16 protein-coding genes, 1 pseudogene and 1 riboswitch are annotated in these 14,703 nt (G+C 40.8%); of the genes and pseudogenes, 11 read left to right on the forward strand and 6 right to left on the reverse strand.

Features of this window, described 5'->3' with window-relative positions; translation table 11 throughout:
* Positions 1 to 55: 55 nt before the first annotated feature.
* From A3M5_RS0105045 to A3M5_RS0105070, 6 genes are all read left to right on the forward strand, one after another.
* The gene (locus A3M5_RS0105045) at positions 56 to 763 is read left to right on the forward strand and encodes a M48 family metallopeptidase (protein ID WP_018392674.1); all 708 of its coding nucleotides are present in this window, start codon (positions 56 to 58) and stop codon (positions 761 to 763) included.
* Between the two features lie 43 nt (positions 764 to 806).
* Complete coding sequence (locus tag A3M5_RS0105050; protein ID WP_018392675.1) at positions 807 to 4,598, forward strand: DEAD/DEAH box helicase; 3,792 nt, start codon at positions 807 to 809, stop codon at positions 4,596 to 4,598.
* A complete protein-coding gene (locus tag A3M5_RS0105055; RefSeq protein WP_018392676.1) occupies positions 4,591 to 5,382 on the forward strand; it encodes a hypothetical protein in 792 nt (263 codons plus the stop codon). Before A3M5_RS0105050 ends, A3M5_RS0105055 begins: the two co-directional genes overlap by 8 nt.
* 838 nt (positions 5,383 to 6,220) lie before the next feature.
* Positions 6,221 to 7,318 (forward strand): GerAB/ArcD/ProY family transporter, encoded by a 1,098-nt coding sequence (locus tag A3M5_RS0105060; RefSeq protein WP_018392677.1) that lies wholly within the window; start codon positions 6,221 to 6,223, stop codon positions 7,316 to 7,318.
* Between the two features lie 118 nt (positions 7,319 to 7,436).
* Positions 7,437 to 7,598, forward strand: a complete 162-nt coding sequence (locus tag A3M5_RS25185; protein ID WP_018392678.1) for a hypothetical protein — start codon at positions 7,437 to 7,439, stop codon at positions 7,596 to 7,598.
* Between the two features lie 111 nt (positions 7,599 to 7,709).
* On the forward strand, positions 7,710 to 7,895 hold the full coding sequence (locus A3M5_RS0105070) for a hypothetical protein (RefSeq protein WP_018392679.1): 186 nt from the start codon (positions 7,710 to 7,712) through the stop codon (positions 7,893 to 7,895).
* 677 nt (positions 7,896 to 8,572) lie between these two features.
* On the opposite strand, the gene A3M5_RS24385 is transcribed toward A3M5_RS0105070, so the two are convergent.
* On the reverse strand, positions 8,573 to 8,743 hold the full coding sequence (locus tag A3M5_RS24385; protein WP_018392681.1) for an aspartyl-phosphate phosphatase Spo0E family protein: 171 nt from the start codon (positions 8,741 to 8,743) through the stop codon (positions 8,573 to 8,575).
* A gap of 576 nt (positions 8,744 to 9,319) precedes the next feature.
* Here A3M5_RS24385 and A3M5_RS23650 point away from each other — a divergent pair.
* The 4 genes and pseudogenes from A3M5_RS23650 to A3M5_RS25985 all read left to right on the forward strand — a co-directional run.
* Positions 9,320 to 9,901 carry a hypothetical protein gene (locus A3M5_RS23650; protein WP_051080829.1) on the forward strand — a complete coding sequence of 194 codons (582 nt, stop codon included), beginning with the start codon at positions 9,320 to 9,322 and terminating at the stop codon, positions 9,899 to 9,901.
* 597 nt (positions 9,902 to 10,498) lie between these two features.
* A complete protein-coding gene (locus A3M5_RS25190) occupies positions 10,499 to 10,642 on the forward strand; it encodes a hypothetical protein (protein ID WP_018392683.1) in 144 nt (47 codons plus the stop codon).
* A gap of 114 nt (positions 10,643 to 10,756) precedes the next feature.
* Positions 10,757 to 10,960, forward strand: a complete 204-nt coding sequence (locus tag A3M5_RS0105100) for a hypothetical protein (protein ID WP_018392684.1) — start codon at positions 10,757 to 10,759, stop codon at positions 10,958 to 10,960.
* Positions 10,961 to 11,050: 90 nt separating this feature from the next.
* A pseudogene (locus tag A3M5_RS25985) lies at positions 11,051 to 11,210 on the forward strand (phage terminase small subunit); the annotation flags it as partial.
* Here A3M5_RS25985 and A3M5_RS25705 read toward each other — a convergent pair.
* On the reverse strand, positions 11,188 to 11,580 hold the full coding sequence (locus tag A3M5_RS25705) for a hypothetical protein (protein WP_018392685.1): 393 nt from the start codon (positions 11,578 to 11,580) through the stop codon (positions 11,188 to 11,190). The pseudogene A3M5_RS25985 and the gene A3M5_RS25705 sit on opposite strands and share 23 nt — an antisense overlap.
* A 269-nt stretch (positions 11,581 to 11,849) precedes the next feature.
* Here A3M5_RS25705 and A3M5_RS0105110 point away from each other — a divergent pair, with 269 nt between their 5' ends.
* Positions 11,850 to 12,425, forward strand: a complete 576-nt coding sequence (locus A3M5_RS0105110; protein ID WP_018392686.1) for a hypothetical protein — start codon at positions 11,850 to 11,852, stop codon at positions 12,423 to 12,425.
* A gap of 268 nt (positions 12,426 to 12,693) precedes the next feature.
* Here the strand turns inward: A3M5_RS0105110 and A3M5_RS26565 are convergent, their stop codons facing one another.
* The 4 genes from A3M5_RS26565 to A3M5_RS0105125 all read right to left on the reverse strand — a co-directional run bounded on the left by A3M5_RS26565 (position 12,694) and on the right by A3M5_RS0105125 (position 14,332).
* Complete coding sequence (locus A3M5_RS26565) at positions 12,694 to 13,017, reverse strand: YhcN/YlaJ family sporulation lipoprotein (RefSeq protein ID WP_082193854.1); 324 nt, start codon at positions 13,015 to 13,017, stop codon at positions 12,694 to 12,696.
* Between the two features lie 173 nt (positions 13,018 to 13,190).
* Positions 13,191 to 13,418, reverse strand: coding sequence for a hypothetical protein (locus A3M5_RS0105115; protein WP_018392687.1), 228 nt, complete (start codon positions 13,416 to 13,418; stop codon positions 13,191 to 13,193).
* 258 nt (positions 13,419 to 13,676) lie between these two features.
* Positions 13,677 to 13,991, reverse strand: a complete 315-nt coding sequence (locus tag A3M5_RS0105120) for a DMT family transporter (RefSeq protein WP_018392688.1) — start codon at positions 13,989 to 13,991, stop codon at positions 13,677 to 13,679.
* On the reverse strand, positions 13,991 to 14,332 hold the full coding sequence (locus A3M5_RS0105125) for a DMT family transporter (RefSeq protein ID WP_018392689.1): 342 nt from the start codon (positions 14,330 to 14,332) through the stop codon (positions 13,991 to 13,993). The genes A3M5_RS0105120 and A3M5_RS0105125 overlap by 1 nt, the downstream gene beginning before the upstream one ends.
* Positions 14,333 to 14,400: 68 nt before the next feature.
* Positions 14,401 to 14,497: riboswitch (guanidine-I (ykkC/yxkD leader) on the reverse strand.
* Positions 14,498 to 14,703: the final 206 nt, after the last annotated feature.

A 14,703-nucleotide genomic window follows, 5' to 3' on the forward strand; every position in this document is an offset into this window, starting at 1 on the left:
ACAATGCATAGTCATAATGCGAAAATTACATTAAACAGATACTCTAGGTGATTAAATGATACATACACACTCCGGTGAGACCATTAGTTTTGATATAAAGTACAAAAAGCGGACATCCATGGGTATTTATATAGATCTTTATGGAAATATTGAAGTCCAGGCTCCTAAAGGGACACCTAATGAATGCGTGCTTCAATTATTAGAGGAAAAATGGGATTGGATTCAGCAAAAAACAAAAGAAATGAAGGATAGAATGCTTGGGCCAAAAAAGAAGGTCTATGATCATGGTGAGAGCCTTCTTTATTTAGGAAACGCCTATCCCATACAGATCTCTCAAGATATAAATATCAAGCAAGACCATGTAGTGTTTGAAGGGGATAAGTTACATATACATGTGAGGCAACTTGAGGAAGAAAAAATAAAACAAGCCCTAAAACGATTTTATTCTAGGCAGTGTAAAGCGTTAGTAGAGAAGAGGATTCAGTCCTATCAAAGCAACTTTAAGATAAAACCACGTTCTATCCGTATTTCTGATAGTAACCGTACCTGGGGAACCTGTGATTCAAATCTGCAGTTAACATTTAATTGGAAGCTGGCAATGGCACCACTGAAGGTGATCGACTACGTAGTCGTTCACGAAATGTGCCATATGGTCCATCTAAATCACGATCGATCCTTTTGGCGCCTTGTTGGAAAAATAATACCCGATTATAAGGAACTAGAAAACTGGTTAGCATTATCAAGTTGGAAAATGACTGTTTAGCAGTAGGCATCATTGGAAACATTCTAAAGCAGGTGGACATATGATGAAGAAACATATTACGACATATCGTTGTCCGGTAACTTTGACGAATAAGGCGAAGGACAAGATGCGGGAGCTCGGGCTGGATGAGCGCTCGTTTTTTTCGTTGGAGAAATCGTTTCACGTTTATATAGAAAAGTATCCGCAGGCGGCGGATCGCCTTCTTTCGGCCGCGTTGTTCTTTGACAATGAGGCGAATGCGCGGATGGCCGATAAGTACAATGGGCTTGTGGTCGTTCTGCATTGTGTGGTGGAGAAGGACCGGTTCATTGCGACGAATGTGACGACGAGAGCGGCGCATACATCGGTGCAGACGAATTGGCGCCGCCCGGTAGATATCACGTTTGATTTGAACGTACAGCGTGGGGTGCCGGTCCCGCTTGATTTACTGAACCTGATTCGCGAAATGCCGGTTGCGCAGGAAAGTTCAGTGTATGTGAAAAAGCGTATTGCGAGCTGGGAAGGCTATTTGAAAATCCAGGAGCGGTATGCGGATATTCCGGACATGACGTCGCGCTATTCGGGGCTTACGTTCAATGGTGATTTCAGCCGGGTGACGATCACGGGCTGCCAGTTGGGTGAAAAGGAATGGAAGTCACTCAAAGATTTGAGCGTCAAACTCAAGGGGATTGACCAGGATGTTGGGAAGGTGCTGAAAGCGAATCGTTCCGCTCGCACCGTTGAAGTGGAACTGCACGGTTATATGGAGGAACGGGCCCGGCAGCAGCGGCTCGATATGAATCAAAAAGAAGTCGTCTTTAGCAATTTTGCGACACTGAGCCAGGTGAAAAGACTGCGGCAAGGGTTTAAGCATTTAGAAAACGGCCTGGCTGCGAATCCGGAGCTTGAACGCCTTTTATTTGAAAACAAGCCGCCGGTCCGAGCGCCGAAAAAGCAAGCCGCGCTGCAATTTCACAATCGATTGAACGAGTTCCAGCAGGAAGCGGTCATAGGCGCTATGTCTGCGGAAGACTTATACGTCATTCAAGGGCCGCCTGGAACCGGAAAAACAACGGTCATTTCTGAAATTTGTCTGCAAAATGCGAAGGCGGGGCTGCGCACACTGGTCGCTTCGCAGTCGAATTTGGCGGTCGACAATGCCCTTGGACGATTGCTAGCGAATAAAGACATTCGCATTCTTCGGGTGGGGCGCACGGAAAGCATTGAAGAAGAAGGCAAGAAATTCATTGAAGAAAATGTGGGGCAGTATTGGAAAGACCAGACGCAGCAAGAAGTCTCTGCTCAGTTTGAAGCGCGCAAAAAACGGAAAACAGAACTGGAAGCAGAATGGGCTTCGAATGAAAAAGAGCAGGAGCAGCTTCAGCCGGTGCTTGCTCAAGCAGAAGTGGCACTGGAAGTTAAAAAAGTAGCGCAAAAAGAGTTTGGCGAAGGCCGATCGTTTGTTGAAGAACAGAAAAAGGATGTGCAGGCAGCTGAACAAAAACAGTGGGCTGCTGGGCAACAGGTACGGGAAGCAGAGCAGGCGCTTCGCTCACTGGAAACGTCTATCGAACAGGATGAAACGTTTCTTCGTGATGAGCCGGATAACGGGGCGCTACAAAAAGAATGGGAATCTGTCCAGCAAGTGATGCAGCGGCTGCGCCATGTGATTGCCTGCGATGAACTTCAAGACAAAATCCATCGAAAAAAACAAAATATCGATCAAGCGGCCGGCGAATGTGAGAAGCGGGCCGCTGAGATCAATCAGACGGACGTTGCTTCTGCAAAAATAGCAACCGTCAAACGAATCGACGGCCTGAAATGGATCTTGCTTGAACATTATATAGAACGATCTCTACGAGCCGAGCAGCTGATGGACGAGCTGGACGGCATTCGCGGAGAAATGAATCAGCTCACGAAATTAAAAGCGTATAATGACCAATTAAACCGCGCAATTTCGTACGTTGAGCAGCTTTTCATGCGGCAGCGTGTATCGATTGATCAGCTGAAGCAGCGTGCCGGGAATGGATCGTCATCTTATAGGGCCGATGAAATCGATCATTTTTTGGATGAATTGAGGAATGCAGTAAAGCAAAATCCGAATATAGATATGAGGACGTTAGGGGACTATCTCGAAGGATTATACCGCCGGCGGCACTTTGTGTGGCAGAAAGCGAAAAAGTTAAAGTCGTATGATCATTATAAAGAAACCGCGAATGAAACATTTCGCTTACTGAAGCAGGAAATGATCCATCTGCTGCAGCAAAAGCAGCAGATAAATAAAGTGTCATACCAAGAATTCTTGCAAGCGCTGGAAGATCAGCGGGCTGAGCTCCGTTTGCTTCAAAGTAAGTATCAGCAGATGGCAGCGTCACAGGAGCGGATCGCTAACGCAAAAGAAGCTCTTGGGCAATACGAGGAAAAAGCTCTTCATTTGCAAAAAAAGAAAGAACAGTACGAGCAAGTGGAGCGGCGAATTGAAACAAATCGCACTGAACGAGCGGGAAAAGCCGCTCAGCTGCAGGCGGCTGAACAAAAGCTCGCTCAACTGGGGACTCATCTAAAGCAACTGCGTGACACAATCAGCCGAAAAGAAGAAGAACTGGCGCTTTTACATGCAATCCTCTCTACACAACCGGAACGGGAACATGAAAAGGTGTTAAAGCAGCTGGCGAGTCTGTCCTTTACACGGGAGTCGTTAAAGCAGGAAAAGCAGAAACTCCCGCTGTTCCAGTCGGTTCAAGAAAAGTGGCTGTCACTGCTGGAAAAAGCAAGTGATCACGACTTGGACGAAATCCGAAAATTATATGTGAAGCATGCGAATGTGATTGGAACGACGTGCGTGGCATCCGCGCGAAAAGATTTTATCGACAATTACCCTGTTTTTGATGTGGTGATCATCGATGAAGTATCAAAAGCCACCCCGCCGGAGCTGCTTTTGCCGATGTTGAAAGGAAAAAAAATCATTTTAGTCGGCGACCATCACCAGCTGCCGCCTCTTTTAGGAAACGATACGCTGGAAGAGGCGCTGCAGGAAATGGCGGGCGAAAGTGAAGACTTTGAAGGAAAAGTGGAATTAAAAAAGCTGTTAAAAGAATCACTGTTTGAACGGTTGTTTAAAAACTTGCCGAAAAGCAATAAAACGATGCTGGCGATCCAGTACCGGATGCATGAAAACATTATGGCAGCCATTACGCCGTTTTATGAGCAGGAAAACGAACGGCTCCAATGCGGCTTGACCGATTCTGATTCGGAACGGGATCACTTGCTGGAATCACCGCTCATACAGCGGGACAATCATCTATTATGGCTGGATATGCCGAACGAGCATGCGTTTTTCGAAGAAAGAATGAAAGGCGGAAAAAGCCTGTATAACCCGGCTGAATTGAGGGGGACTGGTGCTTTGCTGAAGGAATTGGATGAAGCGGCGGCACAGGCGAAGCAAGCTGGAAGAATGAAAGCTGATGAGAAAAAAAGCATTGGCGTAATTAGTTTTTACGGGGAACAAGTGAAAAGGATTGACCGCTTGATTCATCAGGAGCTTCGCTTGCGCCACTTGACTATTCGCACCGGGACAGTGGACCGGTTTCAAGGCATGGAAATGGATGTCATTCTGTTAAGCATGGTGCGCAATCACCATAATAAACAGGACGACATCGGCTTCGCCAAAGACTACCGCCGGCTGAATGTCGCCCTGTCGAGAGCGAGAGAGCTGCTCGTTTTAATCGGCAGTAAAAAGATGTTTACCGAGCGGACGAAACAAGCGGACACAAGACACATGTATACGCACGTATTAGAAGCCGCCAAAAAACAACATGGTCTGCGAACGCTTGAAGAGGTGAAACAGCATGGATAAGTTGACAAAACGTTTACGTGCCACCTTGCTTGAGAATCCAGCTGTCCAAATCAAGGAGTCGGCTATGTGGCATTTGCCGGTAGTGACATTTGATGTGGCATTTAAGCGGGTAAAGCGGTCTAAAATGGATATTCTCATGAAAATGCTGCTGCTCGCTTTTGGACAGGTCGATATCCGGCGGGCAGCCAATTTGTCCGAAATGCTACTGGTAGAGGAGCTGTTCATTGCGGATTTAATCGAAAAAATGCAGCGAACGGGCTTGATCCGGCTGGAAAAAGAAGGCTACAAGCTAACACCGAAAGGGCATGAACAGCTGAAGACAGGCATCATTGACGAAGAAATGGAAGAAGAGTGGACAGTGCTTTTTTACAGCACGGGTCATGATGAATTTTGGCCGGCGATGAACGAACCTATGCCCGGAACAGACGAAGAACTGCCGCTTTATCGGTATGTGAATAATCAGGATCTTATCAATGTGGACCGAATGTTGCAGGTTCTTGTCGAGAGAGAAAATGGGCTGGAGGAAAACGGCTTTCAAACGGTAGTAGCTGACGTAAAGAGCTTCGATCAACGGATGGTCAAACATGTTCCATGCCTGGAATTTCGAATGTACAACAAAGAACAGGACATTTTCTACGCGCGCGTTTGGAATACGTGGCTCGAACGCTGGGATGATACGCTCGAAAAACAAATAGAAGAGCAAGAACGGGTGGAATGGCGGGAAAAATGGACGGCAACAGCCGAATTTTCTGAGGAAATACGCAGTGTTAATTCTCCGATCTGATAAAGCAAAAAAAAGCAGGAAAGCCGTATAAGCTTTTCTGCTTCTTCTTGTTAAGCACAGTAATGAATGAAGGTTTTATAAATCTCCTCCTTCTGCTTAACTGAACAGATGTTGACATGTTGAAGAAGTAACATTCAGGATAGAAAAATAAGCTCTTTTCGTACCTTGCATTTCAAAGTCAATAAAATAAGTACTGGTATGAGATTAAAATAAATACACACCGCAGCGTGTTTATTTATTTAGACCTCGTTTCTTGATAATTTCCCAGCTTTGCTGCATTTCCTCCAGCAAAGCTGTTCTAGCGCGAGGACGAATCGATTCAGAAGTAATGTTAGTTGAAAAAATAGGATCAGATGTGTAGGAAGGAGACTTAATAAGAATGGAATTGTCTCCAGGCGATGTGAAGATTGAGTTTTTAAAAGAAGAAATGGAGGTATGAAAGAGAGAGCCCGAGCAATCAAAGAGTAGCTGCTCAAGCGTAACCAGTAAGTAAAAGCCGTATCAGTCAATATGCTGGTATGGTTTTTTTGCAATGTAAGTAAATGTTTTGAACGGAGTAAGTCTTGGAAGAAACAGATATCCGATTAAATAGTTTTATATCTGAAGGAACAGTAACGCGGAAAACTTCAAATGGATTAGTACATGGGATGCCTGTTTTTTGGGAGAATTAGATGAATATGCTACAAAAAACAATCGTCCCTGCCTGTATAAACAACCAATAAGTATAAGCAAGGAAGTACTAGGACAGAATGGATGAAAAAAGAAAGAAAGATAATTTAATACGATGCTTTCATTGTGGATCATACAACGTTGAAAAAGGAAGGAGAGTGATCATATTATGGAAAAAGCGAAAATGAGTGCTTATCAGCTATTCACACTCATCCTTTTATTTGAAATTGGTACTGCCGTATTTAATCCGCTTGCAGTAGACGCGAAACAGGACGCCTGGCTGGCGATTCTCATCGCAATGGCCGGCGGTTTTTGCCTGTTTTTCATTTATTACGGCCTTTACCACTACTATCCGGATCTTTCGCCGATGGAATATATGCAAATTTTACTAGGATCTGTTTTAGGTAAAATACTCGCCTTCTTTTTTGTCCTCTATTTTATGTATGTAGCTGCAAGCATATTGCGCGCTTTCGGGGTAATGCTGGTCACCATTGCTTACCCGGCAACCCCTTTATTTATTATCAATGCCCTGTTCATTCTAGTGATTGTTTATACGGTTTATAAAGGAATTGAAGTCATCGCCCGAACAAGTGAAGTGTTGTTTGTCGCTATGGGCCTGCTTCTCTTGAGCGGCCTCTTTTTATTTATCGTATCAGGAACTATTCATATCGAAAACTTAAAACCAGTACTGGAAGAAGGACTGTCTCCGGTAATCAAAACCGCTTTCACAGACACGTTGTACTTCCCATTTGGACAAATGGTTGCATTTGCGATGATTTTCCCTTATGTCAAGGAACGTGAAAAAGTGAAACGCACCGGATTATGGGCAATGGGTATGGGCGGTTTGATATTGGCTCTTGTCGCAGCAATTAACATAAGTGTTCTCGGTGTTAATCTTACTACCGATGCACAATTTCCCTTTCTAGCTTCGATCCAGTCGATTGAAGTAGCCGGATTTTTGGAGCGTTTAGATGTGTATTTTATCCTTTTTGTGATGATGGGCGGTTTTTTAAAAATAAGTATCTTTTTCTATGCGGCGGTGATGGGAGCGGCTCATTTATTTCATGTGAAACACTCCTCCCGTCTTGTTTATCCGATGGGCATTGTTATTTTATATCTATCTATGGCCATTGCAAGCAATTATACGGAATATATGCAAGAATGGAGGGCGGTTTTCTTACCATATATCGATCGCCCATTTCAAGCCATCGTCCCTGTTCTTCTCCTCATCATTGCTTTTTTCAAAAACAGAAAGAAAGCAATATAAAAAGAATGGGTTCACTTTTATTTCTCATCGTTCGGTATGTTACGGATACTCCATAGTGACTGTAAAAGGAATATACGGAAGATCTCAGTCGAGATCCCCACTGAATACGCTAGAATAAATGTTAGTTGAAAAAATAGGATCAGATGTGCAGGAAGGGGACTTAATAAGAATCGAATTGTCTTCAGGCGATGTGAAGATTAAGTCTTTAAAAGAAGAAATGGAGAGTATGAAAGAGAGAGCCCGAGCAATCAAAGAGCAGCTGCTCAAGCGTAACCAATAAGTAAAAGCCGTATCAGTCATTTGAAAAGTATACAAAAAAGCCAGGAAAAGTCCCCGGCCTTTAAAATATTGCTCGCAATTCTATTTTAATAAACTAGGGGCATCCAGTGGTATGAAGATTGACCATGAAAAAATGACAGCTGAAATTGACTTGATGGAGAATGCTAAATATTACGTAGTCGATGGAATACCTAAGAAAGTGGATGATCTGCCGGCTGGTTTTGGTTCACAGACTATCGCCTGGCAGCATGAGAAGCCCGTTGGATTCGATATACATTACATAAAGAGAAACAAATGACACAAGAAGTATTGTATTCATTTATCCCGTTTAAGCGTATTTTTATTCAATCGTGAGGAAATTTCATTCTCAGTTTCGCGTAAAAATCTCGGTTTTCTCCATAAAGCAACTAAAGAAAAAACGAAACTAATGAATAAAAATATTATTAGTACCCATGCAAAAATATTGATAGGTAACATACTGTGATGGCCTCCTTTTTTGAGTAATTTTGGGTTAATTACTCGTCATACCCGAATAGAAAAGAATTAAACGTAAAAGAAATAGCTTTTCAAGAAATGAATGTAAGAACCTTGAACAACATGAATCCAGAAGAGAACGAAGGACGGTGGGAGCTGATAATGAAGGATACAACAGCATTTGAAAACAAATATTGCTAAACAGCCCGTCGAAAAAGCAACTATTCCAGGATAAGAATAGTTGCTCGAAAAGGAGTAAGGCTTCTAAATAGGAGGAAGTAAGAGACTCCTATCTGTTTTTAGTATACGTAGTAACGATTCAAACTGTGAAAATTCAATCAGCTAAATGGACAATCCATCGATATTACAGCACAAAAAAAGCCAGGTTGCCCTGGCTAAAACGAGTGGAAGGAACTTACTTATGAGAAAACCTAACACAATAACAGTTTAACCAATCCAGAGAAACTTATACAAAAAATGATATTTATTCTCGATAGATTTTTAAAGTTTGCTTTGCAATTGAAATTGGATAATTAACTTGTCCAATTCTTCGCTGTATTTAAGGGTTTCAAAATTATTAAGCCCCTTTTCAATACCAGAGGCTATCATCAACTTACGGATATGATTAATTTGGGTGGATAAGTCATTTAAATTCAACTGAGTGGGTGACATGACAATTCTCCTGTGCGAGTTTGTTTGTTTACTAAACACAACAGAAAGAATCATAAGATATTTTTGAGAGATTTACAACATATTTTACAGAAGTTTTGAAAATTTTACACTTTTTGTGGAGTTAAAGAAAATATAAGTTGGATAAGATTCTAAATTTTTCGATACTTTTACGCAAGCTATTTAAATAATTTAGTCCAAGACGGAATGCCTGAAGACACTGATTATGCAGCTTTATTGCTGTGTGATCGGCGTCCTCTTTTTTATTTCTGAAAGGGGTTGTTCAATGTTGGAGCATTTTCAAGATCAATTAACCTGCTGGGCTGAAAAGAACAATACATCCTACAGTAAAAAGTAAATGCTAAATGACCAGTTGGAACAAACTACGTAACAGTGACATTCTAAAAATGACATAAAAAGAACAACCGAGGATGCTCTAGTTGTTCTTTTTATTTGGAACATATTCGATGAGATCGGACAACATATTTCTAATGTTATATAAACTTCATTTGTACCAATATAAATTAGGATACATACTCTATAACGAATGTCATTTAGATATGAAAAAGGAGGAGTTAGGTGTATTATACTGATGGTTATTATATATACGCCCATTCAGGTGGAACGCCGGGTGGAATGCCAGGTGGAATGCCAGGTGGAATGCCAGGAGGAATGCCAGGTGGAATGCCAGGTGGAATGCCAGGTGGAATGCCAGGTGGAATGCCAGGTGGATATCCAGGAGGAATGCCAGGTGGATATCCAGGAGGAATGCCAGGTGGATATCCAGGAGGAATGCCAGGAAGAAAGCCGTGTGGATGTCGAGGAGGGATGCCAGGTAGGTCACCAGGAGGAATGCCGGGTGGATATCTAGGAGGAATGCCGGGTGGAATGCCGGGTGGAATGCCGGGTGGAATGCCAGGAGGAATGCCAGGAGGGATGCCAGAAGGAATGCAAGATGGATATCCAGAAGGAATGCAAGATGGATATCCAGAAGGAACGCCAGGTGGATATCCAGGAGGAATGCCGGGTGGAATGCCAGGAAGAATGCCGGATGGGATGCCAGAAGGAATGCCGGGTGGGATGCCAGGAAGAATGCCGGATGGGATGCCAGAAGGAATGCAAGTTGGATATCCAGAAGGAATGCCAGGAGGGGCTTTCTAGGTGGGGCACCAACAATGGCATCGCCTACTTAAAAATCTCAAAAGCTACAAAAGAATTATGCTTATTTGCAGCTTAACGAAGATTTAGTACGTCCTTGCAGAAGAAAAATCACTTATATTTGGATATTGAATTTAGAAGAATTCTGGTATTACCCTACTAATATAAGTAATAACAATGTTACCGTATTTTTGAAATGCGAAATATGATGAATGAGAAAGTGATATTAGAAAGAGGTCAATATTTCTCCTATCAGCTGCATTAGCTCGACGATAATATTCAGCATTATTTAGTGACTTTTCCCATTGAAGATTTGTTATAATGTGTGTAACTGAATAGGTTCAAGATAGGAGAGCCTGAGGACACTGATTGTACAGCTTTATTGCTGTGTGATCGGTGTCCTCTTTTTTATTTTTGAAAGGGGATGTTCAACAATGAATCAATTTAAAGATCAATTAACTAGTTGGACGGAAAAGAATAAGATGACGATCGACAGTAAGGAGAAACCGACAAAGAAACAGTAAAAATTGTCTGAACGGGAAATCAAGAATCTCATGGGGATGGGAAGGACACGTTAAGGCAAAATTAAGGAGGATGGATATGCGGATACTTATTTACGAATACAAACAATCATTATGTGCGCTGAGAGAAATGAAAGCAGCTATTGAAGCGAAAGCCGAATTAACAGAGCTTGATTTGCAGGATAAAACACTCATCAACAGCATGATACAGCATGATCAATGAGACAGAGTTTGCCGTATATATGAGAAAAACAAAATCGCTATCTCTGCAGTAACGTTTTGTTTTGCAGGAAATTGACTCCTTTTGTTGAAATATAAGGCGAAGGGTGGTGACAAAATGAAAATTAAAGTGATTATGGATAGTGGGAAAGAATACGAGGTAACGCATGAATCTGCAACAGTACAAGATTTTATTAATAGCCTTTATCAAGAAATGCCGAATGGTATGACAATGATGATGAGCGGTTTTTTGGCTGTTGATGAAGGGCAAAAAGAGCTTTTTAATCCGATGCATATATCCTCAATTGAAGTAATTGATTGAAAGAATTGATGAAGAAGAAAAAATGCCCAGGCATTTAATTTTGGTTTTATGTAAGCACCCACCACGGTGCTTTTTTCTATGCTCCAAAACAAACAAAATCAGAAAGCTGTCACTCATGGCTTCTTTGCGAAGTTTCTGCCGCTGATTTATACAAATTCAATATGTAGCTATTATCCGAGCACAGAAGATTATGTGGATTGAGGATAAGAATGAAATGATCAAGGAGCTCAAGAAGGAGAAAACGGAACTCGAACTAAACCGTGGTAAAATGATTGGGCGGATTCAAATACATTTACTAAATCTGGACGTTTTGTTGAAGGAGTTCTATAATTTTTGAGTATACAGGAATTAAATGCTCTTGGTTTATATCTTATAGGAGAATATACACTAAAAGATCTAAGTTCTTGAGCTGTATATTCAATTTCACAATAAGTAGAAAAGATATAATTAGCTGCGTAATCTAGTGGAGAAAGGCAATTCTCCAAAAAGTTATTAATTATTACCTTCAAATAGGGTATTACGTCAGAGTGAGTTACCGATTCATTGATTAAATCTTGAATGTTATCAAGCATCACTTCAGCAATTTCTAGGGAAGCCTTTGTATCATCTATCCATTCCAAGATATTTCACCTCCTTTGGAAAAGATTATGCATTATTTTCAAGGGATTGATTGGCGTGGGAGATGAAGGTGACTTCGAAGAATTGTTAATATGGAAAGAGGAGTATAGACAAAAAATTTATTCTGCTTTGAACGATTAATAAATACATTGTGGCTGCTGTGATAGCGAGGCCCACGGTTAAAAGAGGTGTAAAAGAAGAAATAAAGTAACCCGACTAAAAGAGTTCATACTGGAGAATATGTATATTCATAATGGAAGGAGATGTATATATGAAATTAAAGAGAATGAGCCTTATTTTGTTGTTAGCAGTTGTTTTAATATCAATCTCAGTAGTTGTATTTGGAAAGATTAATTCAGAAGAAAGTACCAAGGATTCTTCTAGTTCTGATGAAAATGCTCAGTTGGTAACAAACGAAGAGCCGAATGAAGAAGCTGTTCAACAAAACGAGTCTAATAGCAGTGATGAAAAAGGAACTAAAGTTATAAAAGAAGATGCTAATAGTGATTCGATTCATTTAGATCAAGAGATAGAATTAAACCAAGAACAAGAAACAGAAATACAAAGAGAAGCGGAAAAAGCCCAAGAAACGAAAACGGTGAAAGAAACAGAATCAAATGAGGTTGAAAATACTCAGGCAAACGCCCCTATTAAATCGCGTTTTTCTTCGAGGGAAGAGGCCATGCAATTTGTGTTTAGCCGATTTACTGCAGAAGAAATTGCTATGTATAATCGTATCGCAGAGAATGGTTTAACACCAGAACAACAAGCAATGGCAGTTCAAGTAGCATCTTCACGGTTCTCTGCTGAAGAAATAGCAGCGATTGAAGCGGCATTGGGACAATAACTTATTAGTAAAACTAAGGGATCTGCAAACGCAGGTCTCTTTTTTATGCAAAAAATGAAAGAGGTGCGGGATGCAGCATAATAAAGACGCAGCGCTGTCACCTTGATTCGCCGAAGCACAAAAATGGGTGAAAGAGAATGGAATCAGTGAAGGCACGTATCCGCAACGTCCGGTCACACGAGAAGAAGTGTGGTCTATGATGCACCGGTATGATAAAACAAGTTTCGGCTAGGGTTGTTATTGATGAAACAATTGATAAGGTTTGTAGTCAAGCACTCGGGAATACTCTGCGAACAGCATCACTAAATTCATCGAAGAACCCTTCAGCTGGTTCGCCCGCCTTTATCCGATCAGCATAATCCTTCATTTGAGTGCTGAAATCTGGATCTTCGGAAACATACACTTTTCCGACAGAAGTATCTGATTCTTTTACTTTTTCTTCAATTTTATTTTTGAGATCGTCATTTACTTCCGTGCCGTTTTTTAAATCAACGGCTGCATAAGCCTTATGATCTGTTACAAGTACTGTTGCACCATTTACTTCATCTAATTCCTCAACACGGTCAGCTTTGAATTTTAGAATGTGACTTATTTTTTATTCCTTTCGTGAATCAGCCAATAGATAAAAATGCAGACCATAAATAAAACCGATGTTAAAGCTCCATATATGAAAAACACTTCTAAATTTTTCATTGTTACACCTCGCAATTATATTGCCCGAATTAGAGGTGAACTTATACAAAAAACCGGCCGCAAAAGTCATCCTTACTCAATCATCACCATTGGCAAAACCTCAACCTCAATTTCCTGCCAGTCTGCAAAATCGATCTCCTCTTCATGAGACCAATCGAATACACCCGGGTCCCAGTCATTACCATTATCGACAATGCTTTTTAAAATCTCACTGAAGAAAAGGGCTTCGGTCACTTCTTCGCCATCTACATTCCACAATCGAAATAAACCATGAAATTTAACTGCTTCGAGCAATTTCAAATGATCATCTCCTTTTCTTCTATTATAGCTATCGTCAATTAAGCTTCTATAAAGACTAGGTAAATTTAATTTAACAGAAATGAAAAACCCACCTGCTCGTAACGATTGAACAGGTTCCTCTTTATAACGTAAAAAACTATCTCCTTCTATATATAAGGAAGAGATGAGGGGCTTTGTAAAGATTATGTAAATAAAAAAGACTGGCCGCAGCCGATCTACACATTCTGCATAAACGGATATTTCCAAGGGTATAGCCGATTATGAAACTAGTTTTAACCCTATTGCTGCAACTAAAACCATTGCTATGAAAACAACTCTTCTCCAGTCTTTTGATTCACTATATAAAAACATTCCTAATATTGCTCCACCAGACGCTCCAATTCCGGTCCAAATTGCATAAGCAGTCCCCATAGGTAGTGTTTTCATTGCATAAGCAAGAAATAAAAAACTTGCTCCAAATCCGATAATTAACAGAACTAGGGATTGCCAATTCCGGTCCTTATGCAATTTATTTATCATAGTAACACCAAACATTTCAAATAGTCCTGCTAAGATTAAAGAAACCCATGCCATTAGGAATCAGCTCCTTCCTGAACTTTGTCTTTTGTAACTAATTTCAAGCCAATTACACCTGCTAATAAAAGTAAAATTAAAAGTATTTTGGCCATTTTAAATGATTCTCCAAAGAATATGATTTCAGAAAAAACAGTTCCTGCTGTACCCATTCCTACAAAAACTGCATAGACAGTCCCGACGGGAAGTTTTCGTCCAGCCATAATCATTAAATAGAAGCTGATGATGATAGAAATAACAGTTCCAGTCCAAGTCCAAAAGTCATTTGCGTGTTTTAAGCCGATAACCCAAAAAACTTCAAAAAAAGCAGCAATCAGTACATTAATCCAGTTTGTATTCATTTAAATAACACCTCCATTTTATTCCTGCCAAAAAAACAAAAAAGCCTAAGAGATAACTGTTAAACAGTTTCTCCCAGGCTTTTATCCCTCCGTGACACAGCAAAGCTGTGAGTTTTCTCTCGGACCAGTCCAACAACTTGTTGCGGAACCCTAGAAAACATTTAACTTATACAATTACCCTACATTATACATACATTTGAAACTTATTCAAGGGCGCATTATTGCATGGGTATTAAAAGTTCTTTCACTATTTAGGTAAGAAAGTTCCTATTCGTTGGGTACTTTACTTCAATAAGAGAATAAAAATTTAACACGTATTAAACATGAATAATATCAAGAACATTAAGGGTTTTAATCGAAAATCATAAAAA

Origin of the sequence: Bacillus sp. 37MA (assembly GCF_000372765.1) — a bacterium.
Taxonomy (GTDB): domain Bacteria; phylum Bacillota; class Bacilli; order Bacillales; family Domibacillaceae; genus Domibacillus; species Domibacillus aminovorans.